General features: G+C 55.1%; 23 protein-coding genes and 1 pseudogene. 4 read left to right on the top strand and 20 right to left on the bottom strand.

Annotated features, from left to right (window positions below; genetic code table 11):
• Nucleotides 1-23: 23 nt before the first annotated feature.
• From BFP99_RS25365 to BFP99_RS25335, 7 genes are all read right to left on the bottom strand, one after another.
• Nucleotides 24-803, bottom strand: a complete 780-nt coding sequence (locus tag BFP99_RS25365) for a PhzF family phenazine biosynthesis protein (protein WP_065924006.1) — start codon at nucleotides 801-803, stop codon at nucleotides 24-26.
• Nucleotides 804-903: 100 nt separating this feature from the next.
• Complete coding sequence (locus BFP99_RS25360) at nucleotides 904-3,345, bottom strand: TonB-dependent siderophore receptor (protein ID WP_065948492.1); 2,442 nt, start codon at nucleotides 3,343-3,345, stop codon at nucleotides 904-906.
• A gap of 104 nt (nucleotides 3,346-3,449) precedes the next feature.
• Nucleotides 3,450-4,406 carry a FecR family protein gene (locus tag BFP99_RS25355; RefSeq protein WP_065948491.1) on the bottom strand — a complete coding sequence of 319 codons (957 nt, stop codon included), beginning with the start codon at nucleotides 4,404-4,406 and terminating at the stop codon, nucleotides 3,450-3,452.
• Nucleotides 4,399-4,926 carry an RNA polymerase sigma factor gene (locus BFP99_RS25350; RefSeq protein ID WP_065948510.1) on the bottom strand — a complete coding sequence of 176 codons (528 nt, stop codon included), beginning with the start codon at nucleotides 4,924-4,926 and terminating at the stop codon, nucleotides 4,399-4,401. Before BFP99_RS25350 ends, BFP99_RS25355 begins: the two co-directional genes overlap by 8 nt.
• A gap of 132 nt (nucleotides 4,927-5,058) precedes the next feature.
• Entirely contained in the window at nucleotides 5,059-5,892 is an 834-nt protein-coding gene (locus BFP99_RS25345; RefSeq protein WP_065924009.1) for an EamA family transporter, read from the bottom strand.
• 226 nt (nucleotides 5,893-6,118) lie between these two features.
• On the bottom strand, nucleotides 6,119-7,069 hold the full coding sequence (locus BFP99_RS25340; protein WP_235865543.1) for a transporter: 951 nt from the start codon (nucleotides 7,067-7,069) through the stop codon (nucleotides 6,119-6,121).
• 190 nt (nucleotides 7,070-7,259) lie between these two features.
• Complete coding sequence (locus tag BFP99_RS25335; RefSeq protein ID WP_065948490.1) at nucleotides 7,260-8,507, bottom strand: acyl-CoA dehydrogenase family protein; 1,248 nt, start codon at nucleotides 8,505-8,507, stop codon at nucleotides 7,260-7,262.
• 226 nt (nucleotides 8,508-8,733) lie between these two features.
• Here BFP99_RS25335 and BFP99_RS25330 point away from each other — a divergent pair, with 226 nt between their 5' ends.
• Complete coding sequence (locus BFP99_RS25330) at nucleotides 8,734-9,423, top strand: AraC family transcriptional regulator (protein WP_065924011.1); 690 nt, start codon at nucleotides 8,734-8,736, stop codon at nucleotides 9,421-9,423.
• 292 nt (nucleotides 9,424-9,715) lie between these two features.
• Here BFP99_RS25330 and BFP99_RS25325 read toward each other — a convergent pair whose 3' ends face one another.
• The 7 genes from BFP99_RS25325 to BFP99_RS25295 form a co-directional block, all read right to left on the bottom strand.
• Nucleotides 9,716-10,393, bottom strand: coding sequence for an energy-coupling factor ABC transporter permease (locus BFP99_RS25325; protein WP_065924012.1), 678 nt, complete (start codon nucleotides 10,391-10,393; stop codon nucleotides 9,716-9,718).
• 68 nt (nucleotides 10,394-10,461) lie between these two features.
• A complete protein-coding gene (locus tag BFP99_RS25320; RefSeq protein ID WP_065924013.1) occupies nucleotides 10,462-10,902 on the bottom strand; it encodes a nitrile hydratase accessory protein in 441 nt (146 codons plus the stop codon).
• Nucleotides 10,899-11,552: a nitrile hydratase subunit beta gene (gene nthB, locus BFP99_RS25315; protein ID WP_065948489.1), complete on the bottom strand. Its 654-nt coding sequence runs from the start codon at nucleotides 11,550-11,552 to the stop codon at nucleotides 10,899-10,901. Before nthB ends, BFP99_RS25320 begins: the two co-directional genes overlap by 4 nt.
• Before the next feature lie 20 nt (nucleotides 11,553-11,572).
• Entirely contained in the window at nucleotides 11,573-12,205 is a 633-nt protein-coding gene (nthA, locus tag BFP99_RS25310; protein ID WP_027606924.1) for a nitrile hydratase subunit alpha, read from the bottom strand.
• A 91-nt stretch (nucleotides 12,206-12,296) separates the two neighbouring features.
• On the bottom strand, nucleotides 12,297-12,785 hold the full coding sequence (locus BFP99_RS25305) for a group I truncated hemoglobin (RefSeq protein ID WP_027606923.1): 489 nt from the start codon (nucleotides 12,783-12,785) through the stop codon (nucleotides 12,297-12,299).
• 901 nt (nucleotides 12,786-13,686) lie between these two features.
• Nucleotides 13,687-13,908, bottom strand: a complete 222-nt coding sequence (locus BFP99_RS25300; RefSeq protein ID WP_065948488.1) for a hypothetical protein — start codon at nucleotides 13,906-13,908, stop codon at nucleotides 13,687-13,689.
• Nucleotides 13,908-14,840, bottom strand: a complete 933-nt coding sequence (locus tag BFP99_RS25295) for a DUF6602 domain-containing protein (RefSeq protein ID WP_065948487.1) — start codon at nucleotides 14,838-14,840, stop codon at nucleotides 13,908-13,910. Before BFP99_RS25295 ends, BFP99_RS25300 begins: the two co-directional genes overlap by 1 nt.
• Nucleotides 14,841-15,699: 859 nt before the next feature.
• Here BFP99_RS25295 and BFP99_RS32440 point away from each other — a divergent pair.
• The 3 genes from BFP99_RS32440 to BFP99_RS33045 all read left to right on the top strand — a co-directional run bounded on the left by BFP99_RS32440 (nucleotide 15,700) and on the right by BFP99_RS33045 (nucleotide 19,283).
• Nucleotides 15,700-16,632 (top strand): FRG domain-containing protein, encoded by a 933-nt coding sequence (locus tag BFP99_RS32440; RefSeq protein WP_083221251.1) that lies wholly within the window; start codon nucleotides 15,700-15,702, stop codon nucleotides 16,630-16,632.
• A gap of 464 nt (nucleotides 16,633-17,096) precedes the next feature.
• Nucleotides 17,097-18,275 (top strand): hypothetical protein, encoded by a 1,179-nt coding sequence (locus BFP99_RS25290; protein ID WP_065948486.1) that lies wholly within the window; start codon nucleotides 17,097-17,099, stop codon nucleotides 18,273-18,275.
• A 117-nt stretch (nucleotides 18,276-18,392) separates the two neighbouring features.
• The gene (locus BFP99_RS33045; RefSeq protein WP_141690821.1) at nucleotides 18,393-19,283 is read left to right on the top strand and encodes a DUF5677 domain-containing protein; all 891 of its coding nucleotides are present in this window, start codon (nucleotides 18,393-18,395) and stop codon (nucleotides 19,281-19,283) included.
• Between the two features lie 213 nt (nucleotides 19,284-19,496).
• Here the strand turns inward: BFP99_RS33045 and BFP99_RS33040 are convergent, their stop codons facing one another.
• From BFP99_RS33040 to BFP99_RS33790, 6 genes and pseudogenes are all read right to left on the bottom strand, one after another.
• Nucleotides 19,497-20,354 (bottom strand): hypothetical protein, encoded by an 858-nt coding sequence (locus BFP99_RS33040; RefSeq protein ID WP_141690820.1) that lies wholly within the window; start codon nucleotides 20,352-20,354, stop codon nucleotides 19,497-19,499.
• 191 nt (nucleotides 20,355-20,545) lie between these two features.
• On the bottom strand, nucleotides 20,546-21,160 hold the full coding sequence (locus BFP99_RS33035) for a hypothetical protein (RefSeq protein ID WP_141690819.1): 615 nt from the start codon (nucleotides 21,158-21,160) through the stop codon (nucleotides 20,546-20,548).
• Nucleotides 21,161-21,165: 5 nt separating this feature from the next.
• Nucleotides 21,166-22,224 carry a DUF262 domain-containing protein gene (locus BFP99_RS25280; RefSeq protein ID WP_065948484.1) on the bottom strand — a complete coding sequence of 353 codons (1,059 nt, stop codon included), beginning with the start codon at nucleotides 22,222-22,224 and terminating at the stop codon, nucleotides 21,166-21,168.
• Between the two features lie 481 nt (nucleotides 22,225-22,705).
• Nucleotides 22,706-22,915: a hypothetical protein gene (locus tag BFP99_RS25275; protein WP_370737677.1), complete on the bottom strand. Its 210-nt coding sequence runs from the start codon at nucleotides 22,913-22,915 to the stop codon at nucleotides 22,706-22,708.
• Between the two features lie 63 nt (nucleotides 22,916-22,978).
• A complete protein-coding gene (locus BFP99_RS25270) occupies nucleotides 22,979-23,821 on the bottom strand; it encodes a chromosome segregation protein SMC (protein ID WP_065948482.1) in 843 nt (280 codons plus the stop codon).
• A 98-nt stretch (nucleotides 23,822-23,919) separates the two neighbouring features.
• Nucleotides 23,920-24,461, bottom strand: a pseudogene (locus tag BFP99_RS33790) (DNA/RNA helicase, superfamily II protein); the annotation flags it as partial.

The raw sequence follows: 24,461 nt of genomic DNA, 5'->3' as shown, positions 1-24,461 counted from the left end.
TGTTGTCCATGGGGCGCTGCGGTTTACAGGTAAATCGTGCCTTGCATGTACAACACTGCCTTGCCGGAAATAATCACGCGGTCGCCCTGCAGCTCGCAGTGCAATTGGCCCTTGCGCTGGCCCCCTTGCTCGGCCGTCAAGTGCGATTTGCCCAGGCGCTCGGCCCAGAACGGTGCCAGCGAGGTGTGTGCCGAGCCGGTGACCGGGTCTTCATCGATCCCCACATTCGGCCCGAACCAGCGCGAAATGAAATCAAACCGGGTGCTCTTGGCGGTGACTGCAATCCCGCGCTTGGGCAGGCCCTTGAGCCGCGCAAAGTCAGGCGTCAGCGCGGCGACCTGGGCTTCGTCATCCACCAGCACGATGTAGTCATCGGTGCCGAACACGTCGGCGCTCTCGATCCCCAGGGCACTCAACATTCCAGCGGGCGGTTCGCAACGCTGTGGTTGCCGGGCGGGGAAATCCATCGCCAGTTCATCGCCGTTGCGCGTCACCCGTAGCTCGCCGCTGCGGGTGGCAAAGCGCAGCACCTGGGGTGCATCCGCCAGCGCGTGAATCAACACCCACGCCGTCGCCAGCGTGGCATGGCCGCACAGGTCGACTTCGACTTGCGGGGTAAACCAGCGCAACTCGTAGAACCCATCGCGGGGCACGAAGTAGGCGGTTTCGGATAGGTTGTTTTCGGCGGCGATATGCTGCAGTTGCTCATCGGGCAGCCACTCGGTGAGCGGGCACACCGCGGCAGGGTTGCCGCCGAAGGCATGTTGGCTGAAGGCGTCGACTTGGTAGATGTCCAGTTTCACCGTGAAGCACTCCGTGCGTGGGGGGAGGCTGGACACTAACAGTGGTAAGGGAGGGCGTCAAAAGCGGCCTACCCCGGGATAGGCCGTGTGGCTCAGGCAATCAGAAGTCCCAGCGCGTGGTCAGCATGAAGTGACGCGGTGCGCCGTAGATGGCGGAGTTGTAGAAGCCTACGTTGGTGTAATACGGCTTATCGAACACGTTATTGAGGTTCAGCGTGGTCGACAGGTTTTTCGTGAATTGGTAGCGCGTCATCAGGTCCACCACCCAGTAGGACTCCTGGGAAAATTTCTCGGTGGTGTTTTTGGGGCTGTTGTAGATGTCCTGCCACACCGTATTCTGCCAACGCAGGCCACCGCCGACGCTGACTTTGTCCAGCTCGCCCTTGAGCTTGTAGATCGTGAACATGCTCACTTGATCCTCGGGCTCGAAGGTCGAGATTTTTTTGCCGGCGTCGTCGCGTACCACCTTGTGGGTGTAGCCACCCTGCAACTGCCAGCCTGGAGCGATTTCGCCGGACAGTTCCAGTTCGTAGCCCTTGGTCGTCGCGTCGGTGCCCTTGAAGGCAAAGTTGGGCGGCGTCGGGGTTTGGTTGTTGTACGCATCGTCGGGCAGGGAGCGGTTGCTTTCCTTCACCTCGAAGTACGCCAAGCTGGCGTTCAGGCGACCGTCGAGGAACTCACCCTTGAGGCCCACTTCATAGTTCTCGCCTTCGTCCGGGTCAATCAACTTGCGGTTACGGTCGAGGTTGTAGCTTTCCTGGGGCATGAAGACATCGGTGTAGCTGACATAGGCCGACAGGTTGTCCGTGAGGTCATAGATGGCCCCGGCATAGGGAATGAAGCGTCCGGTTTCACGGTAGGTATCGGTGCTGCCGGTCAGGGTGTAGTCGACCACGCGCCCGCCGAGCAACAGTTTCAGGTCGTCGGTGAGGTTCCAGCGGGTGGTGAGGTACATGCCGGTCTGGCGAATGGTGTCGTCGGTGACTTGGGAGGCCACGCCCCAGTCGGGCTTGGCCAGGTTGCCATGCCAGTTGACGTAGTCGACCAGGTTGGCGGTGGGGAAGGTTTCGTCCCAATAGCCCTTGCCCTTCCAGTGGGCGGTGCTGATGGATCCACCGACCACCAGGTCATGTTCACGCCCGAGGAAATTGAACGGACCGCTGATATACAGGTCGGCCGAGTCGCTGGTGGTTTCGCCCTTGTAGCGCTGGGCGTTGATATTGGCAGTGCCGTCCGCCGCCGGCTGGTAGAACTGGATCGCACCCATCTGGGCGTCGTAGCCGTTGAGCTTGTGGTCCAGTTGCAGTTTGGTCACCCAGCCGTCGCCGAGGTCGTGCTCCAGGTTCGCGAACACCGTGCGGGTGTATTGCTGCCAACTGCTCCAATCAGTGGCATTGCTGAAGGAGCGCTTGGCATTGTTCAACTCGCCGGCATAGTTGAACAGCGGGAAGCTGCCGGACCAAGTGGAGCCTTTGGGTTTGCTGTCCTGATAATCGGCGCCCACGGTGAGCAAGGTGTCGGGTGACAGGTCGAATTCGAGAATGCCGTAGAACACCGAGCTTTTGTTCGAGTAGCGGTCGATCCACGACTTGTTGTCCTGATAGGCCGCCACCGCACGCCCACGCACATTGCCGGTTTCGGTCAGCGGGCCGCTGACGTCCACTTCCGTGCGGTAGTGATCCCAGGTGCCCGCCGCCGTGGTGATGTGGCCGAGAAATTCCGCCGTAGGTTTCTTGCGCACCAGGTTGATGGTGCCGCCCAGGGAACCGGCGCCGCTGAGCAGGCCGGAGGCACCCTTGAGCACTTCGACCCGGTCATAGATCGCCATGTCGCTCAGGGTGTTGCCCGCCGAATAGGCCACGTTGCGTACGGCTGAGGGAATACCGTCGTACTGGAAATTGTTGATCGAAAAACCGCGCGAGTAGTAATTGCTGCGGTCGGTGTCGTAGGCCGACACGGTAATGCCAGGGGTATGGCGCATCACGTCGTCGACACTGTCAAGGGCGAAGTCATCCATGTGCTGGCGGGTAACGACACTGATGGACTGCGGCGTTTCACGCGGGGTCAGCACCAGGCGCGTGGCCGTGGCGATGGTGCCCGGGGTGTAGGAGCCGGTGCCTTCGGTGACGGTGCCCAGTTGGTTGCTGATCACGGTGGTGGTGCCCAGTTGCAGGGCTGCGCCGGGTTGTGCGGTGCGGGTCAGTATGACCGCGTTGGGACCATTGAGCTCGAAGCTCAGGGGCGTGCCTTTGAGTAACTGGGCCAGCGCCTCCAGGGCGGTCATGCGGCCGCTGACGCCAGGCGACTCGACGCCTTGGGCCAAGTCCGCCGCATAGGCAATTTGCAGCCCGCTCTGCACACTCAATTGATCCAGGGCATTGACCAGCGACTGACGCGCTATGGCAAAGCTGCGGGTATCTGCTGCTTCACGAATGGCCGGCTTGCCCGCCGGTTCCACGGCAACCGCAGTGTTGCACGCCAGGCAGACGGCAAGCGCAAGGATGCTACGGGCGTGGGTCGGATTGAGTGCTGGAAAGTACATGTGAGCCCCGTTAGAAATAGGAATGATTTGCAAAGGCAAAGTTCTTGACGGGTTGAAGCTTCGAAAGCCGTAAAACTTTTTGCGACGGTGTCAGGGGCTCTGTATCAGCGAATAATCAGGATGCCACCCGGCAGGCGCTGGATGTGGGTGGAAGTGACTCTACTCAACGCCTGCACGATCGCCTGGGGGTCATCCAATTGGTAATTGCCGCTGACCCGCTCACCGGCAGCGGTATCGTTCAATAGCAGGATCGGTGAGGGGTAATAGCGACGGATCTCTGACAACACCTGTGCCAGCGGCGCGTTCTGGAACGACAGCCGTCCGTTGATCCAGGCCATCTGCTGTTCGCCACCTTCCAGGGACAGCGGTTGCAGATGCCCACCCAGCAACCGTTGCCAGTTGCCCGCCTGCAACAGGCTCTGTTCGCCCTTGCGGTTGGCGAAGCGCACCTGGCCTTGTCGCACGGCGACGGTGACGCCCCCGTCGCGCTGGCTGACGCTGAATTGCGTGCCGACTACGGTCACGCTGGCCTCGGCGGTTTCGATGCTAAGAGGGCGCTCTGAGTCGTGTGCGGCTTCGACGTAGAGCTCGCCACGCAGCAGCTTGATGCGGCGATGAGCGCCGTCGAAAGCGATGCTGATTGCGCTGCGGCTGCCCAGCACGATGTGCGAGCCGTCCTCCAGGTCAAAGCGTTCCAACTGCGCAACGTCGGTCATGTGGTCAGCCTGCAGGCGCATCGGCACATCGGTCATCCAGCCGATGCCCAGCGTGATCAACACGGCAGCGGCGGCAGCCATGAAGCGTGTCTTGCGGTGCGTGGCGGCTTGCGGGGCAGGGGGCAATTCCAGGTCGCTGGCGAGGTTTTTCAAGGCTTGCTCGAAGGCGCGGCTTTCCCACATCGCGGCCAGTTCCGCATACGCCGTGGCGTGCCGGGGATCCGCATCACGCCACTGCTCAAAGCGCTGGCGGGTGATGGGGTTGCGCACCGTCTCATCGCGCAGGGTGAACCAGTCGGTCGCCTGCTTACGTATGGCATCGGGGGTGTCGGCGCGATCAATCATGGTCGGTCGTTTGCTTGACGCAGGCAGTGAGGGCTTGGCGCAGATCTTTTTCCACCGTGCTCAACGACACCTGCAGGCGTTGGGCGATTTCGCTTTGGGACAGGTCATGCAATCGATGCAATACCAGGATTTGTTGCTGGCGTTTGGGCAAGGTAGCGAGCACCTGTTGAAACTGCAGCAGTTGTTGTTGGCCCTGGGCCTGGCTCTCCGGACCGGGTGCCGTGGTGGGCACCTCGACAACCAGGCTTTCGGCCAGATGGCACTCATAGCGCCTTTTACTGCGCACACTGCGCAGATGATCAAAAGCCAGGTACTGCGCAGTTTGATAAAGAAACGGCTTCAAGTGTTCGATAGGGCGAGCGTACAGCGCTTTCGCCACCTTCAGGTAGGTTTCCTGGGCCAGGTCCTCCGCCTGGCTCGAACAGCCGACGACGCGCGACAGCATACGGATTAACGCACTGCGCTGCCCGATAAAAACGGCGCTGAGTTTTTCCTGATCCCCTGGCGTCCCTGTCTCCATGGCCCCGATACCCTGATGCGGCGTTGCGCGAATAGCAGGCATATTAATGAGAAGCGGTCTCATTTGATAGGGCGGCGGGTGATTTGTTTGGAGAGCAGTCCTCCCGGGCGTGTCATGGGTTCGACCGGCGCGTCAGCCCAGCCGCAACACCATAGCTCCACTGGCAATGATGCACGCAGCCATGATGCGGCGGCGGGTCAGTTGCTCTTTGAGCACCAGTGCCGAGATCACCACGCCAAACAGGATCGACGTCTCCCTGAGCGCCGAAACCGTGGCGATCGGTGCCGCCGTCATTGCCCAAAGCGCCAGGCCGTAGGACACGACGGTGCCGAAGCCACCGATAACACCTGGGCGCCAGTGGCGCGCCAGATAGCGGCAGAATTCGCGCCGCCTGACGGCAAATGCCCATACGGCAAGCGCGATGCCGGTGAGCAGGAATATCCACAGCGTATAGGCCGCCGGGGCGCCGGATTTGCGCACACCCACACCGTCGATAAGGGTGTAGCCGGCGATGACCGCCGCGTTGACCAGCGCCAGGAGCATCCCTTTTCGCTGACCGATGCTGGGGGCGGCAGCCATGCTCAAAATGCCGATGCAGATGATGGCAATGCCGAGCCAGGCAAATGAGGACAAGGATTCGGACAACAGTCCCACGCTCGCTGTCGCCACCAGCAACGGCGCGGTACCGCGCATGATCGGGTAGGTCTGGCTCATGTCGGCAATGCGGTAAGTCGAGGCGACCAGCACGAAATACACCACCTGCAAAATCACCGACGCGCCGATGAAGGGCCAACTTTCCTTGGCCGGCAGCTCTAGAAACGGAATGACCGTCGATGCGATCAGCGATGCAATGGACGCGATCATGCAGGTGGTCAGCAGCTTGTTGTCACCGCCCTTGACCACGGCATTCCAAGTCGCGTGCAACGCCGCGCCCAGCATGATGATTGCGAACACATCAAGGCTCATGAAGGGACATCCTATTGGCTCAGTTCTGTATCCAGGAGGGGGCTGCGAGTATGCCCCAGGCACTTTTTTCAAGGCATAAAAAACGCTCTACCTTTCGGTAAGCCGTTATCAGTAGCGGGTTACGCGTCAATTGAGGGCAAATGCTGTTCGATTACGCCTGGTCGCCCCATGCCCGGATATGTTTCAACGCCAGGCGTTATCGAGTAGCCCTGAATGAGATTTTTGCTCAGAACACCTGCAACAGTCGAACGTTGATGCGGGCGCTTTCCTTGAAGCCATTTTCCACCTCAAGGTCGCGCCCGAGCGCCACCAGCACCTGCGTCTTCGGGCGGATGAAGTAACTGCCACCCACGCTGATTTTTCGTTGCCGAGCCTCGTCGTCGCTGTCAACGCCATTGACTCGGGTCTCACCGCCCCAGGTCTGCGACAGGCCGACGAAAGCGTTGGCTCCGGGCGTGAACTGGTAACGCAAATATCCCTGCCCCTGGTAGAGCTGTTTCTGTTTGAGCGTGTCGCCGGCAGCGCCGTAGTTGTCGTTCTTGCCGTGGAACATGACGTCGCCGGTCAAATCGACATACCAATTGTCGGTCAGCCCTTTGACGAAACCTACCTGTAAATCAAATTTCCAGCGGTTCTCACCCAGATTGAGCGGGCGGTCGTGGCTATAGCTACCCGTTGGAAGGTACAGATAGGGCGCTATGGCTAGATAGGTGCGAGACGCTGAGTCGTTGATCAACCAGATTGGTGCGGCCAGGATAATGTCACCTACCCCGCTGGTCTTGCCCAGTGCACTCGTGTCGCGCCCGGCATCCAGCCGGCCAAACGGTACCAGGATCTGGGGGCCTACCGTCAGCCCGCCAATCGTGGTGTAGTGCACCAGCCTCCCGATACCGACATCCGAGACCAGCCGAGGATCCCGCGCCGTCTGCCGTCCCTGGGCATAGAGTTTGTTGCGCTCGGCATGCTGCAGGTACAGCAACCCCGCCGTCGTACCCTCCGGCGCCGGGACGAAATCACCGATGTCCACATCGATGGCGCGCGCGGTCATCGGCACCATCGTGACCATCGGTAGACAGGCCAAGGCCAATACCTTGTTCATGCAGCTCAGGGGCGAGTGGGTACCGGCCTTTGACACGTGGCCGGTCCTGCGGGCGACGCTGGAGAATGCTTGGGTCATTACGGAAGTCCTCTCTCGAGTAGTCATCTGTCATTGATCGGTCGGCGAAGTGCGGCGACACAGGACAACGCGGCAGTGCGCATGACAAAGATAGGGGGGACGTGCCCCAAGTCGCTTTGTTGGGGCGGTCATTCGTTGTGCTGGGAAGGACAGTTGCTCGGCGCTTACGCCTCGTGGCCTGGGGGCCGTTTCAATTGCGTGCCTCTGCGCCGGCCATGGCGTCGTAGGCCGGCGAGCGCAGCAGCGCATGGAGTTGCCGGCGGCGGACCCCCACGTTGCCGCCGTCGTACAGGGGAAAACACAGCGCGTCCTGCATCAGGCCGGCCAACGGGTAGAGGTCGGTATAGGCATCGACACCGACAACGCGCATGGCATCGTAGACAGCCTGAACGCACAGTTCCGAACAGTGAACCTTGGTGATGATGGCCAGTTCGCGGCTGCGTCCCTGGGTGATATCGAGCTGGTGACAGGCTTTCCAGGTCAGGTAGCGCGCGGCCTCGATGCGCATCTTGATATCGGCCAGCATGAAGCCAACGTTCTGGTGCTCAATCACAGGCACCGTGCCGGAGCGCTTGTCGGTGCGGGCAAACTTCAAGGCGACGTCGAAGGCCGCGCGCATCACACCTACGCAGGCCGCGCCGATGAGCGCCGCAGTCCAGGAGAAGGCATCTTCCACCATGGCAATGCCATCGCCCGGCTTGCCCACAATATTGGCCGCCGGCACGCGCACATTGTTGAAATGGATGCGCGGCGAGATCGTCGCGCGATGGCCGACGGTATCGAGAAAGCCCGCGATCTCGATGCCCTGGGCGCTGCCGGGCACCATGATGACCGCCAGCGATTGCTGCGGCGGCAGGGCCGCATCGGTGCGGCATATGACGCTGTACAGGTGCGCGCCCTTGCCGTCCCAACCGGTGCTGTTGGTGGTGTAGTGCTTTGCGCCGTTGATGACCCATTCGTCGCCTTCGAGGCGGGCGAATGTCTGCACGCCGGCGGAGGGGGCGGAGCTGTCGTAGTTAGCGCCGCCGGTGACCTCAGTGAAGGCCAGGGCGGCCAGGCGCGAGCCATCTTCGACGAAGTCCGGCAGGAAGCGGCGCTTCTGCTCCTCGGTGCCGTGGTGCAGCACCGCGTGCAAACCCAGGCCGGTGCCCAGCAAGGCCGAAGGCAAGTTGACGTCGGCGGCGGCGAGTTCTTCGGCAGCCAAGGCAAAATCCAGCGTGGTCAGGGCGCTGCCGCCGAACGAGGCGGGCAGCAACGCCTTGATGAAGCCGGCGTCGACCATGGCATCGTAGAACGGCCGCGTGGCGTAGAACCGGTCTTCCGGTCGCGCGATTGGGGCGATGGTGGGGGCGACCTTGCTGAGGACTTCGGCGGCGAAGGTTCGCGCGCTTGCCTGTAAAGCTTTCTGTGATTCGGTGAGCTGGAAATCGATAGCCATGGGAAGCGACCTTTCTTGCGGTGGGTTAGGTAACGGACAACCCATCGTAGGCAGCCGGACTGCCTCGGTCTCGCTGGAGCGTGCAAGCCCAATTGACGATCTGTGCAACAGGAGGCACACATGACACGTCTGAGCGGCCCGCCCTACCGTGACATTGGCTCAGAAATCAGTCGCTGGCTTGCGCTCGCGATGATTGTCTTTTGCGCCACTGAGGGGTGACCGCAGGATGCAAATCTGGACTACCGAAGCGTGCGTGCAGCGCGAAAGATTCAGCTACTGGCGTGAGGTCCTCTGCGAAGCCTTCGTCTCGCTCAATCCCATCCTCAAGCAAGAGCCTGCAGGATCGGACTTCACGGGCGAGGTGAGCTCTCGGCCCCTTTCCATGAGCGCGCAGACCCGCGTGTTTTCCCGTGCGCAGTTCGTCCAACGACGTTGGGATGAAATCCGCCGCAACCCGGTCGAGTTCTGCTTCGCGAACTTCCAGTTGGAAGGGGCATGCGTGGTACGTCAGGATGGGCAGGAGACACTGGTGATGCCCGGTGACTTCTCCGTCGTGGACTCCACGCGTCCCTACTTTCTCGATTTCAGGGAAGATTGGCGCGTGCTGTCATTCCGTATACCCAGGGAGCAACTGGTGTCCAGGCTCGCGGCACCGCGCCAGGCGACAGCGCGCTGCGTCAGTGGCCTGATCCGGGAGCTGCGCTTGCGGCACAGCGCGCGCGATCTCTGCAGTTCCGGCCATCCTGGCGTGCTCGCCGTAGCGCTGCGCTGGGGATTTAACGATGCCTCGCATTTCTCCCGGTTGTTCAAGCAACGGTTCGGGATCTCCCCACGCGGACTCGCAGCCAGCGTCGAAGGTGAAGCCAAACCAGGAACGAACAGTTGTGGATCGGTCCAGGATCTTCTGATCAGGTGAAGACAAGGTTCAGGAACTACAAAGGCGATCAAGGTGCGAGGTGCGGGGATGCGACGCGGCGCAGGGTGACCTGCGGTCATCTGTTGGTAGTCCCCGTTCATCACGGCGCCTTTCGCCATGAATATGGAGCCAGCGGTACTCCCCGGACTGACTTGCGGGGGCTATTTCTGAAACGCATCAACTACCTCCAGTTTTGCTCACGAGGTGTTGAGGTCGTTCTCGCTCTTGATGCCCCGAGCATTGCGGTCTTCGATGCCCGGGGACAGTCTGGATTGGACTGGCGTCTGTCGACTCAGGCGGTCTGGTACAGACGGCGCTCGACCAGCCTGCTGTTACGCAGGCGATGCGTTGCCTTGGCACCGGCCAGCACGGCCAGGTCCAACAGCGGTTCGAGGATGACGACGGTCATGTAGGCACTGCCGAAGGTCAGGACTGACAGTGCGTTCTCTGCCGTGAAGCCCTTCCCGTAGAAGGCCCAGAAGGCAACCCAGGCGACGATGCCTGACTGGAAGGCCGTCGACAGGCCCAGTGCCTGGCGATAGCCCAGATCAACATAGGGCGTGTTTGGCGCGATGATACGCCGCGCCAGGGCAGCAACTGCCAACAGCGGTACCAAAAGGGTGGTGACGTTCATGCCGTACTGCGGCAGGTCGAATGGGGCGAAGAACAGACCCTGGATTAACAGCCCCAAAGCGAGACCTACTGCTGCAGGTGCTGCACCGAACAACAGGAACAGCGTCGAGCCGAGGATGAGATGCACCTCCGAGACGCCAACCGGATGATGCGGTAGCAGTTCAAAGAAGCCAAACACCAGCGCCGTGGCGGCGGCGGCGCGAACTACCAGCGAGACGGCACCTCGTTCGCCAATGGCGTCCGCAACGAGTTTGACGGTGTAGGTGCCGACGCTTGCGGCGGTAACATAGCTCAGCCAGAGTTTTCCGGCTTCCACGAGGCCAGGTTCGATATGCATGACGATGACTCCTTGGCCGCCTCTGCGGCTTGCTAGGTAAAAAAGGACAACAAAAAACTGCTCCGCCCTCAGTTAGAGGCTCGGCTGATCGCCACGGGCTCGCGATGCGGCAGATGCTCACCGGTGTGCCCGTGGGCCGGTGGACAACTTGCATTGAGCAAAACCACCGGTTGTCCATGGGGAGTATTCAGGTAGGCCTGCCTCCATTCCTCGCCCCGCTGGACGATGTCCTCCATCCCGGTCAGGCCAAGGGTGGTGACCATTCTTTCCATGGCCGTGATCCATTGCCGGTAATAGGCGTCATTGACGCCTTCTCCGGGTTGCGCCGGGGCGGCCTTGATCTCTTCGCTGAATACCTGCACCCAGTCCTTCCAGGGGAACACGCCGGCTTGGTGCAAGTGCACCAGCAGGGAAAAAGCCTGAGCCTGCCAAGGCTTGTCGAACACCGGGCCTTCATCGTCGAGAGGGAGGCCGACGGCCTTGTAGTCGTGGCGCATGCTCGTGTTCATACGGCCTCCAGGTAGTTGTCCCATAGGTCGATGCACACACTGTCCGGTCGCCGTACTCCCCACAATTCTTCGGCACTGAAGCGTACGGCATAGACCTGCTGCGGCTGTTCGCCCAAACCATGGGCCATCGTGTCCGGGGTAGCGAACGCGCCATGTGCAATCACGATTGTGCCGACCTTACCGCGGGCGTAGCGTGGCAGCCGGGTGTGATTGGTTGGGTTGAGGCACTTCGTTCGCACCCGGTCACCGACTCGGAATTGGCCGGGGACATCTTCTTTTGCCCGCGACGAGGCGCCGCCGAGCACTACGGCGTCGACGATGTCCGGTGTTAACACCGTGACGGGCTGTGTCGGTGGGGTTGGTTTGGCCGTACCCTGCAGTTCGGCGGCGCTGATGACGCCCTTTTCTGTCAGCAGGGTCTCGAAGGCGTGCAGCCAGTGCTCGTAGTAGCTCGACTGCAGGTATTCGGCGGGCTTCATGCGTTCGATGGCGTGGCGGAATTCGTCCACGTTGAAGTACCCGCCGACGAAGAGCGAGGCGAAGAGCGGAAAAACCCTGCGCTCCCAATCATGATGGAAGATGGGTTCGTGCTCTTCCATGAGCACTGGGCCGAAGCCATGCATGCCGCCCAGGTCGTGTATACCATTCATGGGTTTTCTCCTTCTCAGGTTCAGGCTACTTGATCCGGATTCTTAGGCAGTCCGGTGCCGATCATGGCGTCGCGAGTCACGAGTTCGACCAGTTGTTCCTCGTTCCAGCCATCAGTACCCGCCGGACGTTCCGGCAATACCAGATAGCGCAGCTCAGCGCTGCTGTCCCAGACGCGAACTTCCTTGTCATCAGGAATCGTCAGACCGAACTCCGCCAGCACGCCGCGCGGGTCAATGACTATCCTCGAGCGATAAGGTGCGGACTTGTACCAGACCGGTGGCAGGCCCAGGGTCGGCCATGGGTAGCAGGAGCACAGTGTGCATACCGTCACGTTGTGCACGGTCTGGCTGTTCTCCACGACCACCATGTCTTCACCCTGAACACCAGAAAAGCCCAACTCGGCGATGGCTGCGGTGCCATCTTCCAGCAGCCTGTGTTTGTACAGAGGGTCGAACCAGGCTTTCGCTATGACCTGGGCGCCGTTTCTCGGGCCGACCTTGTGTTGGTAGGTGTCCACCAAAGCATCCATGGCTACGGGATCGACCAGGCCCTTTTCCGTCAGCAGGGACTCGAGCGCTTTGACGCGTAGCGCTATGGCCTCCGGTGGCTCAGTGTGGTCGTGATCGTGATGATGTTCGTGCGTATGACTCATGTCTTTGCCCCCTCTGAAGTTGGTGAAATCGCTCCCTGCATTACTCGACGAATGCAGCAATACCAATATCCGGCGCCAGCTTTTTCACAGGTTACTTCCCTCGTTTCGGCCAAATTACCCCAACGCTTTTCATTCCTTTGGCGGGGTCCATTTCGGGGTGTGCGAGTACTACGTCGCGGTAGGAGGGGCTACCAATCACGGCGGGTTTAAACTTGATCAGAAAGTCATTGACCTCTTTGCGCAGATCCGGTGCCAGATCGTAGTCGTTGTAGCATTCCTCAAGACAATCGAGCACGGCTTGCCAGTGCACCTCGGTAAGACCCATTCCGCGATGCGCGGTGACCATGTCCCTACCTCGGTATTTGGCGCTGCCACCCCAATGTTCAGAAAGGAAATCGACAAAGTTGATGTGTTCCTTCTGGAATGTTGATTCGGACATGTGGGCCCAGATATGGCCGATAGCGGGATGTCCCATGGTCTTCCTCAAAACTGCCCCTGCGAACTGATAAATGACGTCGTAGCCCCCAAGACGCGCATAGAGGGAGGGCTGTTGTTCCACGGATGGTTGCTGGTCGGTCATGATGCGGTTTCTCCGTTTCGGCTGGGGACGATCTCATTCGCTCAATGTTGCGTTCCGCATGGTTGATAAAGGGTGCGAGAACTTGCGACGAATCCAAATTAGAGCTGCTGTCGAGCGCACGCTTTGCTGGCAAGGACAATCGTTTGGTCTAGACGGACAACGGCTTAGGAAAACCGTGCTTGCAGCAGACGCAAAATGCTGACATCGGAACTGTCCTGCGGCCATGGGGGTAGATATGGTCCGTGACTGGGGTTCCTCTATTTCTGCCTTGACCGGACGGTTCGCTGTTCTAGATCGCCGTGGACGTTGGTGTTTTACGATTGGTCCCATTCCATCGGCGTTGCAGCACCAAGGTCCCGAGTTGCAGCAGGTAAGTGGCAAACTCTTCGGGTGCCATGTCCCATCTCTGTAAAAACCAGGATGAATCGGATAGTCGCTGCTGTTCTCGTAGATGCATGAGACACCTCGTCATTTGTGTTTTTAGGGACACGGCGTGGAGTGAACATTATCTAGGGGAGATGAAGTGTGCTTGGCTCGAATGGACAACCGTTTGGTTAAAAAGGACAGGTATAGATGTCCGGCATGCCAGTGGGCAGCGATGGTGCGGGGTGGGGAGGGATAGACAGGGATAAACGGCCACATACAAGAAAGCCCGCACGAGGCGGGCTTCTTGAGGTGATTCATAGACTGCTGTAGACATCTATGGATCGGTACTTGGTGGTACACAGTCATTTGAACTGGTTGCTTAAGGCACTGTATTTAAACGGGTTTATAAAACTTTACTGAGTTAGGCATACATGTGGGCATACACGCTGCATTCTTCTGCCTGCTGATGTTGTGGTATTCCTGCTAGGTAAAGCACCACCAGTGGGAGGTAATGTGTAGCCATTCGGCCGGGTAGTCACTCCTTGGTCCGACCTTCTGCCAACAGTGAGGCGAGGGCAAGGGTGATGAATCCTGCATTCCCATCCAAGGTTTCCAGTGCCCCTCGGATGTTCTGTGCCACTTCTGTAGATCCTCTTTGCTCAACCCAGTTTGACAGCTCCTCGACAGCTGCGCCCAGCGCCAGTTGGTTTTCATTCATGCGCTTGAGTAATGTTGCGAGCAGCGAGACATCTTCCATTAGCTTTCTCCTGACTTTGAAATCATATGCTCGGGAACAGGAATGACGGATCCAAGGATGGGGCTAAGGTAGCTGCGTATATCAAACCCGGGATGAAGACGGTGAGTCCGTAGGTCATCCCACAACCGCTGTAGAAAAATAAAAAGAGCTTTGGCTGGGTCAACCAAAATTTCTTGACCTAGCAATGTCGTTTTGAAGGACCGATTAACTCCACCGTCTGTGGCTTCTGCTATCCATCTCTGGACAGTGCCATTGGTGCTTTCCATCTGTATGACCCCTTGATCGAGAGAGCAGACGCGCAATATACGTATCTCTGGATATGTGGGGGCCTTATCTAAAAGCTGAACACCACGGGAGAGAACCTCCCAGTCAAACCAGCGTGCAAATGTTTCAAAGCTTCGGCAGTCAGAGCGGTACGAAAATGCGTACAACCCTGGCGGGTTATGGTGAATATCTTCGTTCTGCACGCGCGTTGCCCAATAAGGTGATAGCGCAGGGCGAAACTCAAGATCGGAAATCGACGCTAGGTTATCCATCGCTGATTGAGCTTCAGTCGATGACATGGACGTTTTGACTTCGATGACTGCGTAAACGATCTCTACCGGGAACGCCTTCCGGAGGAAATTCGCCTGGTTTTCAGAGTCGTAGATGACGATGTCAGCTTGCTTGCTGACTTTCCCAGAGCGGTCAATTACTAACGCATTTACTTCTACTCCGTACTTGCTGGGTAGAAATTCTCGGATTACAGCTGCCAATGCGTTTTCATTTTCGGACCCCTTCAACCCGCTGTGCGGTAGCTCTCGATTGAACAAGAGCGCGTCAGCTTCCAGCTTGCTATATACGCTGGCGAAGTAATGGTCGAGGAAATTTCTGTCTCCTTCAGTTGATGCGTCCGGCAGCCCACCAAAATTAGGGGGAATTGTGGATGACATCGTCAAGCTCCTTGTCTTCTGTCCATAAGAAGCAGCTAGCTTAGCTGCTTTGACATTACGAAGCCTCACTCACGGGGGGAATCCCAGATTACCGCTGGGGACCCTGAGGTTTTCTTGAGTACACGGGGCATGAAACCCGCGGGATTGAGTTAGTGGAAGGCATTGGAAGTTACTGAAATTTCAATCGTTGAAATTGAAAGGACCTTGAAGAAAAAGGGCCATCGTTACAGCTTCGGTAAAGGTGGCTGTATCTGTTGCTGATAGTGAACACCTGCATGGCGTCAACTATGGTCATGGGTGTCAACCACGTCAACCTGTCAACCGACGTAGGAAAGACTGCCGCTAACACGATCCGACGGGTTTCCTACCCCGTGCCAAAACAGACATGCGCAGGGACCCCAGCTATCTAACCAAAGCCAGAGCATGATCGATGTCACTTCGCTGGAGGAGCGATAATAATGGGGTTCGGGGGATACCCTACTAAAACCGTGTTACGCGTGTTACGCACGTTACATATCATCTTAACTATATGATTTTAATTGATTTATGTAGCGTTACACAGCTGCCCTGCGTTTGCCCATAGTCGTGTTACATGGCAATTAGGTGTTACACCAAATGAATGCTCTGTGAGGAGCGGTTTGTGATGATTAAGGCGAAAGTCATGGACCTAGAGCCTTTCGCTCAGATAGGTCGCTATTGGACCAAAGCGGCTATTGACTGTCGAAAAAGTCGGCGGTTGTTCACTGCGCATGGAATATCAGGATCACCCCGCCTCTCAAAACACCACATAGACCGTTGCTGCTTTTGATCGGTGATCAGTACACTGAGACGAGTCTAACGGAGCTGGGGACAAGGAACGATGGCAAGCCCAACTGAGATACCCTTCGAAACGGCAGAAGAGCTGCTGAATTTCGTTTCCCCCCTAAACCCTATTTGGGATTCTGGGCAATATATCTTCAGGGGACAGCCAAGCGATGGTTATAAGCTCACACCGTCGATATTCCGTCGCGGTGAGGGCTCGTTTGGGCATGGCTCGCCTCGAAAAGCATTCGCAGACACCGTTTCTAGGCAGATTCACTACGAACTAGAAGTTATCAGCAGATTTCTAAACGGCTGTGATCGGTCGGGTCTTGTTGTGCCGGGATACACGAAGGAAATCAAACGACGGCTGGCCAATGAGCGAGAATCCTTCCTGAGTGCGCACCGGTTGTGGCCCCAACCGGAGATGCACGAAATAATGGCTGTCGCCCAGCATTACGATGTACCCACTCGGCTGCTCGACTGGACCGAAAGAAGCTTTGTCGCCTGTTACTTCGCAGCTTCTTCCGCCAGTTTTGAAGTAGACAGTGGCAAGATACCAAGAATAGCCATCTGGGCATTGGACACTACACATTCGAATGACTGGGAAACGGTGTCAATCATTAGAACTCCAGGCGGCACAAGCAGAAACCAAGCCGCTCAGTCTGGATTGTTCACTACGCACAACGTCAGAGCGCCAAGCTTCACAGACTACCATCAGCCAGAAGCACTAGAAGCCGTTCCGGAGATTTACGGGGAAGGCAAAACGGCAAGTTCAATTTTCAAAATCACATTACCGTTATTCGAAGCTCCCACTTTGCTACTGCTCTGTTCAAAACTTGGGGTTGATGGATCAACTCTCTTCCCCGGTTATCACGGGGTAGCGAAGAGCGTACGGGACTGGGCTAATGTTGAGGTAGGTGTGAGGATGTCTCAATCAGCTATAGACCAAGCTAACGCTGATAGCTACGAGAGCGATCCAGACTTTCATTGAGCGCAGATAAACCAATGAGTCGTCTTTGGTAAGGAGGACACAAATGAGCGCCAGCTTCCGGCTCAGAGTGTTTAAAAACGCTTCGTTACAAAAGTGCGTGCCTCGATAGGCGATTCCCAGTCCGGTTTGAGTACCTTTCGAGAACGTTTTTATAAAGCCTCGGCCAAAAGCAGCCATTCATCGAAGGAAGCTTTTAGTCCCAAAGCCAAATCAGGCGAGAGCGCGACTTTGGAAGGGGCGGTGAGTGGAGTGAACTCATAGTACGCCCATCCCACTCACCCAATCCTACAATTAATTTTTAGTACCTCTCCCAAATGCCTACGATTTCAAGATATCCGGTTAGGAACAGGACATTAGGCTTCAGTAAGGAGAATCTCAATGATGCAAGGCTCTGAGATGTCATCAGCGACACGCAAGCGACCTATTTGCCGCAACGGAAGGCCAGCGGCACCATGGGAGCTTCCATGACCGCAGAAGAATCCAGCGAGATGCTGGAAGGCCTGTTTAAACTGGTCAAGGAGATCCGGCCGGTGGCCTCACCCAGAACTCGGCTTTCACCTTACGAGACTAAAATGCTCCGAGACCAGGGTGTAACTATCACTGATCTTGGTGACTATGCGCTGCTGACTGAAGGCCGTAATTACGGCCGAGTCGAGCATTACATCGAATGGCTGGCCGAACAGGCGGATATCCCTGCACGCACCTTGCTGTACAGGCCGAAGCACATTGGTGATGACACGTTTGGCTTCTTCGGCTTTCAGGTGGCTGACGCAGTTGGACTGCTCGTTTACATGGAACAGCTCGGAATCATGGTCTCCGCTGCGCTTTTGGTGGAAGAGCTTCTTCCTGGACTTGAGAAGCGCACGCTGCTCACAGAAACCGAGCATTCGATTCTGACCTATAAGTTTTGGACTGGCAGGCGTCTTATAAGCGTCCGGTCAACTGTTAAACGTGTGCCGGGCGCTAATTCTGTGGAGACATTCCGGAGCCCTACGGGTTATCGCTACAAGATGGTTAGACAGGATGGTCTCGCACTATACTTAGAGGTCAGGGGCCCCAAGCATCGCGAGCTTAAGCACGAAAGTATTGAATGTGACTACTGCGGCTTGTCGTATCTGTCCAACACGCGGGCGGATACTAGAATGCATCGACAAGTCCATCGCCGAGCCGCGCAATTGCTCGATCCAATTCCGAACTCCAGATTTGCCAAACGCCTGTCTTTAACTGACCAACCCATAACTGTCGACTCCAAGGCTCCGATGTGGATGCAGAAAGAGGTGTATAGGCGTGCAGTCAAATTCAAGCGTGAATTTCGGTACGATTTCGTACAATGGGCAGGTGACGATGTAAATCCGGTGAAGAGTGGCTGGCACGGTTACCTGTTCCCGGCCGGACCAGACGGCACCATCGCGGGTGCATGTGCTTTCTCGAATGAGCATCCGGGACCGGGCGGCGTAGAGTGGACGCTTGCATGGGTATGGATTGCACCAAAATACCGTGGTGAAGGGCTGCTTACCGCGCATTGGCCTTGGTTCGTGGAGCTATACGGTAATTTCTTCATCGAGCCTCCATTATCCGAAGCAATGCAGGGATTTGTTCGCTCGTACGGTACCGAGAGTCAAATAGCACTTCTGTTCGTTTAAAAATCGCATCATGAGGTTGATGAGTGAATTAGGCGCTTCAGTTTACTAAGATGCCTGAATATACTTGTGCATCGATATTAATTTACGATTATATGAAAATTCGACTAGGGGGTAGTTGTGGATAATTACAATCGCAAAGATTTTTTCACAAGACCGCACCTTGACCATAGGCGCCACTTACCCGATCTTGAAAAGCTACAATATCAAATCGATGAGGAACTTCATAACATAAGTTTAGATGGTGCTGGGTCCTTTAAGTTTGTATCAAAAATATGTTGCTACACCACTGCAGATATAATTTCTGATCTAAATGTTGCAATAATTCAGAGTTTAAAGATTGGAAGTTATTCTGCTGCCGAAGCGCTTTCGAGGTCTTCACTTGAAAACTCAATAAATCTGATTCTATTTAGCCAAGATCCTACATCAGGTAGAGCAAAGTCCATACTGCTAAATTATCTAAAATCTTCCAAGATTCGGGCGCGAAAATGGCATCGTTATGCAAAAGAAAGTAACAACATTGAATCTATCGAAAGGTCAAGTGATTTTGAGCAGTCGTTGGAGGTCATGGAAAGTCTATTCAGTGACCTAGATCCTAAGGCGGTCAAAGGTTGGCCTGACGCATGCAGTAGATTTAGAGATGCTGGATTCGAGCATTTCTACCACATATTATTTGCTCCTGCTTCGGATTCTATACATGGCTTCAGCAATGATATATTTAATCGTTTCTTGGGTGAGAAGCTACCTATTAGTGAGGAGGAAAGAACAGAGTACTTAGAAGGGCAATTGGCGGAGAAAATTTCTTTCGCGTACTATCTTGCTACGAACTCGGTTCTCTTTTATTGCGTTGCTGCATCTCATATAGCCGACAGGGCTGAGAATGAAGAGGCGTCTAAAAAATTCCAAACTATTGGTAACGCGCTGGGATTGATGATAGTGGAGCATGAGACGTTGACCAAAGCTTGTCTTGAAAACATCAAAGAAAATAAGTGCAGTCGGGAAATGCGGTAATTCGAAGTTTGTAAAATCGCCGCTTTCATGTTGTTCGTTTTAGTCCCGCACTGTTAGGCAGTTTCAAGTTGGCTCCTAAGATATCTCCAACTCCGCTATCTTGAAATTTATAGAGTGCAAATGAGGCTAGTATTTTTTAACTAAATCTAAGGTGATCTAATGAGTTTTTGGAGAATTCAAGTCACCACACATCTTGTATTGAGTTTAAGGCGCTTACGATATATAACCACATACAAAACATTCCATCTGGCCGTTGAAGTTTCTTTTTTCTTGCAGGGTTTGCACAAAGGCATCGGTCCATTTGCTGTCAAAAAACTCACAGCTAGAGAGTATTTTGTAGCAATTTGGGCACTGTGCAGCTGATAATCGTTTGTCATATTTAAAAAAACGCTTGGTGTCAGTGGGGTTTAGTCTATTTATGACTAGAGAAAGCTCCCGATGAATTGCCATATGGATATATGAGTCGTTTTCATTTTCTGGTTCAACTCCTATTCCCACACCATGCTCGGGCGAACGATTTAAGTAACTGACTCTAGACTGTATCCAGCAGTTCTTGCCTACGAGATACTCATGGCACTCCAGTATGGAGCGGGCGAGACTGGCGGGCTCTACAGATAGCGTCTTATCAACGGTATGCATGATTTTGTTTCTCATGGAGCGCATTTCATTAAACCATTGCTTGAAGTCATCCGTCAGCCGTTCAGCTGAGAAGGTGTTGTGTATTTTTAATAAGTCTTGGGCGTCTAATGTTCTGAACTCACTAAAGCTTATGTCACTTATGTCGCTTTTGCGTGGTAGCGATCGTGGATCTAATGAGATTAGTAGATAAGGAGATATAGATAATATTTTAGCTTTTAAGTAAAACTCCACCGCATGTTGCACCATCGCTAAGGCTGATGTAAGTTCTGGCTTTGCGTATAACCAATATTGACTTATGGCTTTTTGTTCCGAGCCTAAGTCCTCGAAAACTTCATGATTCTGAAGAAGTTTTGTTAGGCTATTCCATGCGCCATTAATTAAGTTCTCGGCGGATGTGTGAAAATCGTTTGAATCGGGAATGTCAGTTAGCATGCGGACATGGCCTTTAAGTTGACGAGCAACTTACGAACTATCATCAAGTTAGTAATTTCTTGAGCGTTGCTAGAATAAAAATAGAATACCGTCTAGCCGATCGTCGCTCGTGATTAAGGGTCGATTACCCAAAGTTGCCGGTAACGCGGCGCAAGAATGAGGTGAATGATTTGCAAGCGAAGACCTCTGTCCTATGCCACCATGGCGCGAGCTGTGCTCTCGAGCTTTTCTAGAAAGAAGCTTAGGATTTCTCTGCGGGCACATGGACCCGACGTGGGAGTCAGGGCCAGGAACTCACCTGCGGAGATGGTGGCGAGAGGTGCCGTAAGTAAAAAATGAACTACTATGGTCTGGAAGTCTTTTGCGCTCTCGGTAGAGTTATGAGCAATGTGATTTCTGATTTTTTTGGCTTGTTGTAGGTGAGATTGCGAACCAGCAATTGCCGATCTAATTGGGTCTCCGCCTATTATGTAAGTGTCAGCGCGTTTGATGACAATCTGCGGACTAGTCCAGTCTAAAAAAGGCTGCGATGAAGTAACTAGTGCGCGTGCATGATCTCGATTTACCGGTCTTACATGTGAGTTAACTTGAACGCCCCCTATAGTTTGCTCCCCTGTAAGATAGGATATGAAGACATTTTCAAGAAGATTCTCATAAGCGCGATAAAGTCTCAGGAAAATTGCTTCATATAGCAAGTGTCGTTCAGAATCAAGCATGCCTGTAGCTGCTGTATTGGCTTTCTGTCTAAGAGTAGTAGCTACACTGACAGCCAACAAAAAATCATTGAACTCATCCGTGATTGGCATGTTTGCTATACCGCCTCAAAGAGCTTTTGGCAAATGAAGGTTGTGCGCGATTTTCGAGTAGATAAGTCTGTTGTCGCTCGACGAGATGCGTCAATGAAATCGCGGTATTCGTCATTCGGTGGAAGAGCATCCTTGGCAGTAACTTCATCATAACGAGCACTTACTTCATCCAGGGCATTTCTAATTTGACCGATGTTGGCTGTGTTTATGACAGCTCGAGGAGTTGTGTTTAGGTCTCGAAGTCCGAACAGGCAATGAGCGATTGAAGTAAAGAGAGTATAGAAAAAGTGCACACGATGAAAATTCGTTTGACTTAGTTCGTTCGCAGGGTAGATGGCGCCAATGACTGACATTATCTCATCAAATTTTGCTGCGGCATCCCCACTTTCTTGTTCGTTATCGTCGTATTTTTTATAATAGGTTGGAATGGATTTTTTAGGTTGTATTCCTTCGATTAATGATCCTAAAAGGTCTGATGATAATTCGGCTTCAGCCATCCTGGTTACTTCTTTCTCTGAAAGAACGCTAGCCTCGATCCAGTAGCTTACGTACTTAAAACCTAAACTGTAGGCAGCTTGTTTGTAATATCCAAGGTACTGGGCATTCAGTAGTTCTTGTGGATTTAATTTTACTGAGTAGGTGTTAAGTCTGGCAAATACATCCAAAATATCTTCGAACGTCAAGTCGAAAAGCATGTCGACGCCGATTTCATATTTCAGAAACTCAGACTGCACGTCTTCTGGTAGATCGTTGAATAGCAGTGCTGCGTAATCTTTGTTGTGCGCTCGAGATACCTTGAAGTCACCGTTAATGTATCCTAGGATCGCTCTGAGACGTTGCTGTCCATCAACAACTGTTCTTACATTCCTTCCAACGTTTAAAGTTTGCGTAATCAAGATTTTAGGGATTGGCTTTCCGCGTATTACAGTGTCAACTAGATAGGATTTTGCTTTTTCAGTCCAGACGGAGCGGCGTTGAAATTTAGGAGATAACTCGAGCAGGCCCGTTTGATGCCACTCGACAAAATCTGAAATGTTGTAGGCGCGCGTGTCAAAGTTTTTCATTTTATAACTATCGTCCTGTTAGAAAATTGCTCTGCCTGACCAGATCATGACGATACCTGATTTTTTTCGTATTACACAGAGCCTGGAGTCTGGTAGGGAGTGTCGAGCGCTGCCACGGCACCTTTGAATAAGTGTCTATAGAGTTCATTTCAAAAGTCCTCCAGCGCCGGGTGACGTAAATGTATGCGACGTCTGCTCTTGGCCGAGGCGGTGTAAAAACGTTTTCGAGCGCGACAGGTACTCACCACCGGACTGGAAATCGCGCATCTGCGCGAAATCCACATCTGCTGACGTGCCGCTAAATGTCAGATTCAACGTAGACGCGCGCACTTCAATCTTGACGAAGCGTTTTTACATGCGCTGAGCCGAAAGCAACCATAAGCCCAGGGTCGCCACAGACCAGAAGCCAAAGAGGTCTGACCCCTTGTTTGCAAGGATAGGATCTAGCGACGCGGAAGCTGTTGAGGCTTCCGCCTCTTAATCACCTGCGCTTTCTTTTGAGTTGGACATCAATGAAATCAAGCTCTGCCTTGATTGCATCAATCGTGAGCGTCTCAACCTTGGTGATTTTGTTTGCTCTTGCGTTGAGCTTTTTCATGCCAGCGATGCCGACAATTATCCCTTTTAAATGCAGCTTTCGGGCCCTTAGGTCATCAGGCATCTGAGTGCTGTTCTGTAGTGTTTGGTTCATGGTTAGACCGATGGTAGGCCCGAAGCAACCGGCCCTCGCCGGTTGTTTCGGGGAGGGTTTAGATTAGGCCGCCAACAGGTCAAGCAGGCTGTGTTGGTGTGAGCGTTCTGCAAGCTCGCGGAAGGTCCAGCTTCCGAAGTTTTCACCTTGCTCAGGGATTTGCAGCTTCAGCAGAGAAACCGGATCTTGACTAATCAGTCTTCGCGCAGCCCACAGCTTGCCGCCGGTCTCCAGCAGTGCTTTCGCCGCCTCATTCCATTGTTCTTCCAGCACAGTGTTCGCCAGGTGAGCCGCTTTGTTCTCGATCTTGGCGCGTTCTTTTTGTGCCTCTGTGATGTGCAGATCAATCGTTACCAGCTCTTGCTCCAGCGCTGTGATGATCAGTTGTTGGCGACGGTGATGTTCAGCCGCAGCCGTGAGGTTTTTTGCTGCCTTTTGAGCTTCCGCGTTAGCGGCTTTCTCGCCCTCCACGTCGCCCCAGGCGACAGCCTGCGCATAAGCGGTCGCTGCGTCCGTTTCAGCTTGGCGAGCCTTTGCCATGTCTTCCTGATCGCTCTGGCGAACTTGCTGCAACCTGGTCTCGATGCTGCTGCGCTTTTCGTTAAGCTCCATCTCGTCGGCTTTCCAGTTCGCAATGCCACTGAGGTAGCCCGCAGCCAAGCTCTCACGGTTCGCCAGAGCCTCGAGGCGATCAATTTTTTGATTCAGGAGATAGATCTCATGATCTCGTGAGTCGATGCATCTTTTGTGATCGTTGATTTCGTCTTGCACTGCCCGTTGACGGCCCTGTTGGATAATCTCGGGACTTTCCAGCGCCTCTTCGAGGGGCATTAAATCGCGCTGAATGCTCTCCACTTCGAGGGTCAGTTGGTCGCGGCGGTCTTTCAATTCTTGGATAGTGTTCATCTGTATTGTCTCTGGGTACTGCGGTTAATAGGGATGGTTGTCGAATGGCTGGCAAGGCCGGTAATGAGCCGGCGCTACCTCGATCAGCAGGCTCGCCGTCAGGCGGCCTTGGCCTCGCCTTCGTCCGTTCCTGGAACGGTCTTCACCACGTAGCAGCGCTGGGGCCCTAACCCGGGCAGACGGATCAAGCTGTAGGCCTTGCCGTCACTACCCGGCTCAAGCACGCCGCGTTGCAGCAACTCCTTGTTCACCGCACTGATGTTCATGCCTTTGAAGATCTCGGTCCTCCAGGCTTCAGGCAGTACGTAATAGGTGTTGGTGGTGTGCAGGGCGTCGCCCATGCCGTGTTCCAGCGTCTTGCGAAAGCCCAACCGATCAATCGTGCGCGGCCCGTGCTCATCGAGTTTGGCGGCGGCGGATTCCCAGCGGGTAAAGCGGCTTTCTCCAAACCGCTCGATGACCTGGCGCAGCCGCGCCAAGATCGCATCGCCCTCGAAGTTTCCGGCGCCGCCGCGTTCGGCCAGCCACGCATGCAGACACACCCGAGCGGCGGTCGTGGCTGTGCCATCCGGCCAGCCGGTAACACCAAAGGCGGTAGCCAACTCTCCGGCGGCGGCGGCGAGGCCGAAGCGAAGGGCGG

This window comes from Pseudomonas sp. 1 R 17 (assembly GCF_900067035.1).
In the GTDB taxonomy this organism is placed as follows: Bacteria; Pseudomonadota; Gammaproteobacteria; order Pseudomonadales; family Pseudomonadaceae; genus Aquipseudomonas; species Aquipseudomonas marginalis.
The sequence above is the reverse complement of the archived record's forward strand: the minus strand, read 5'-3'. Positions and strand labels throughout refer to the sequence as shown.

Bases quoted from the DNA above. Each gene is read 5' to 3' on its own strand.
- BFP99_RS25350 (WP_065948510.1), bottom strand. From the start codon at position 4,926: ATGGAGACAGGGACGCCAGGGGATCAGGAAAAACTCAGCGCCGTTTTT.
- BFP99_RS25360 (WP_065948492.1), bottom strand. From the start codon at position 3,345: ATGTACTTTCCAGCACTCAATCCGACCCACGCCCGTAGCATCCTTGCG.
- nthB (WP_065948489.1), bottom strand. From the start codon at position 11,552: ATGAATGGTATACACGACCTGGGCGGCATGCATGGCTTCGGCCCAGTG.
- BFP99_RS25275 (WP_370737677.1), bottom strand. From the start codon at position 22,915: ATGAACCAAACACTACAGAACAGCACTCAGATGCCTGATGACCTAAGG.
- BFP99_RS25340 (WP_235865543.1), bottom strand. From the start codon at position 7,069: ATGACCCAAGCATTCTCCAGCGTCGCCCGCAGGACCGGCCACGTGTCA.
- BFP99_RS33035 (WP_141690819.1), bottom strand. From the start codon at position 21,160: ATGCCAATCACGGATGAGTTCAATGATTTTTTGTTGGCTGTCAGTGTA.
- BFP99_RS25280 (WP_065948484.1), bottom strand. From the start codon at position 22,224: ATGAAAAACTTTGACACGCGCGCCTACAACATTTCAGATTTTGTCGAG.
- BFP99_RS25335 (WP_065948490.1), bottom strand. From the start codon at position 8,507: ATGGCTATCGATTTCCAGCTCACCGAATCACAGAAAGCTTTACAGGCA.
- BFP99_RS25320 (WP_065924013.1), bottom strand. From the start codon at position 10,902: ATGAACACGAGCATGCGCCACGACTACAAGGCCGTCGGCCTCCCTCTC.
- BFP99_RS25330 (WP_065924011.1), top strand. From the start codon at position 8,734: ATGCAAATCTGGACTACCGAAGCGTGCGTGCAGCGCGAAAGATTCAGC.
- nthA (WP_027606924.1), bottom strand. From the start codon at position 12,205: ATGAGTCATACGCACGAACATCATCACGATCACGACCACACTGAGCCA.
- BFP99_RS25270 (WP_065948482.1), bottom strand. From the start codon at position 23,821: ATGAACACTATCCAAGAATTGAAAGACCGCCGCGACCAACTGACCCTC.
- BFP99_RS25345 (WP_065924009.1), bottom strand. From the start codon at position 5,892: ATGAGCCTTGATGTGTTCGCAATCATCATGCTGGGCGCGGCGTTGCAC.
- BFP99_RS25325 (WP_065924012.1), bottom strand. From the start codon at position 10,393: ATGCATATCGAACCTGGCCTCGTGGAAGCCGGAAAACTCTGGCTGAGC.
- BFP99_RS25305 (WP_027606923.1), bottom strand. From the start codon at position 12,785: ATGACCGACCAGCAACCATCCGTGGAACAACAGCCCTCCCTCTATGCG.
- BFP99_RS25290 (WP_065948486.1), top strand. From the start codon at position 17,097: ATGACCGCAGAAGAATCCAGCGAGATGCTGGAAGGCCTGTTTAAACTG.
- BFP99_RS32440 (WP_083221251.1), top strand. From the start codon at position 15,700: ATGGCAAGCCCAACTGAGATACCCTTCGAAACGGCAGAAGAGCTGCTG.
- BFP99_RS33040 (WP_141690820.1), bottom strand. From the start codon at position 20,354: ATGCTAACTGACATTCCCGATTCAAACGATTTTCACACATCCGCCGAG.
- BFP99_RS25300 (WP_065948488.1), bottom strand. From the start codon at position 13,908: ATGGAAGATGTCTCGCTGCTCGCAACATTACTCAAGCGCATGAATGAA.
- BFP99_RS25295 (WP_065948487.1), bottom strand. From the start codon at position 14,840: ATGTCATCCACAATTCCCCCTAATTTTGGTGGGCTGCCGGACGCATCA.
- BFP99_RS25355 (WP_065948491.1), bottom strand. From the start codon at position 4,406: ATGATTGATCGCGCCGACACCCCCGATGCCATACGTAAGCAGGCGACC.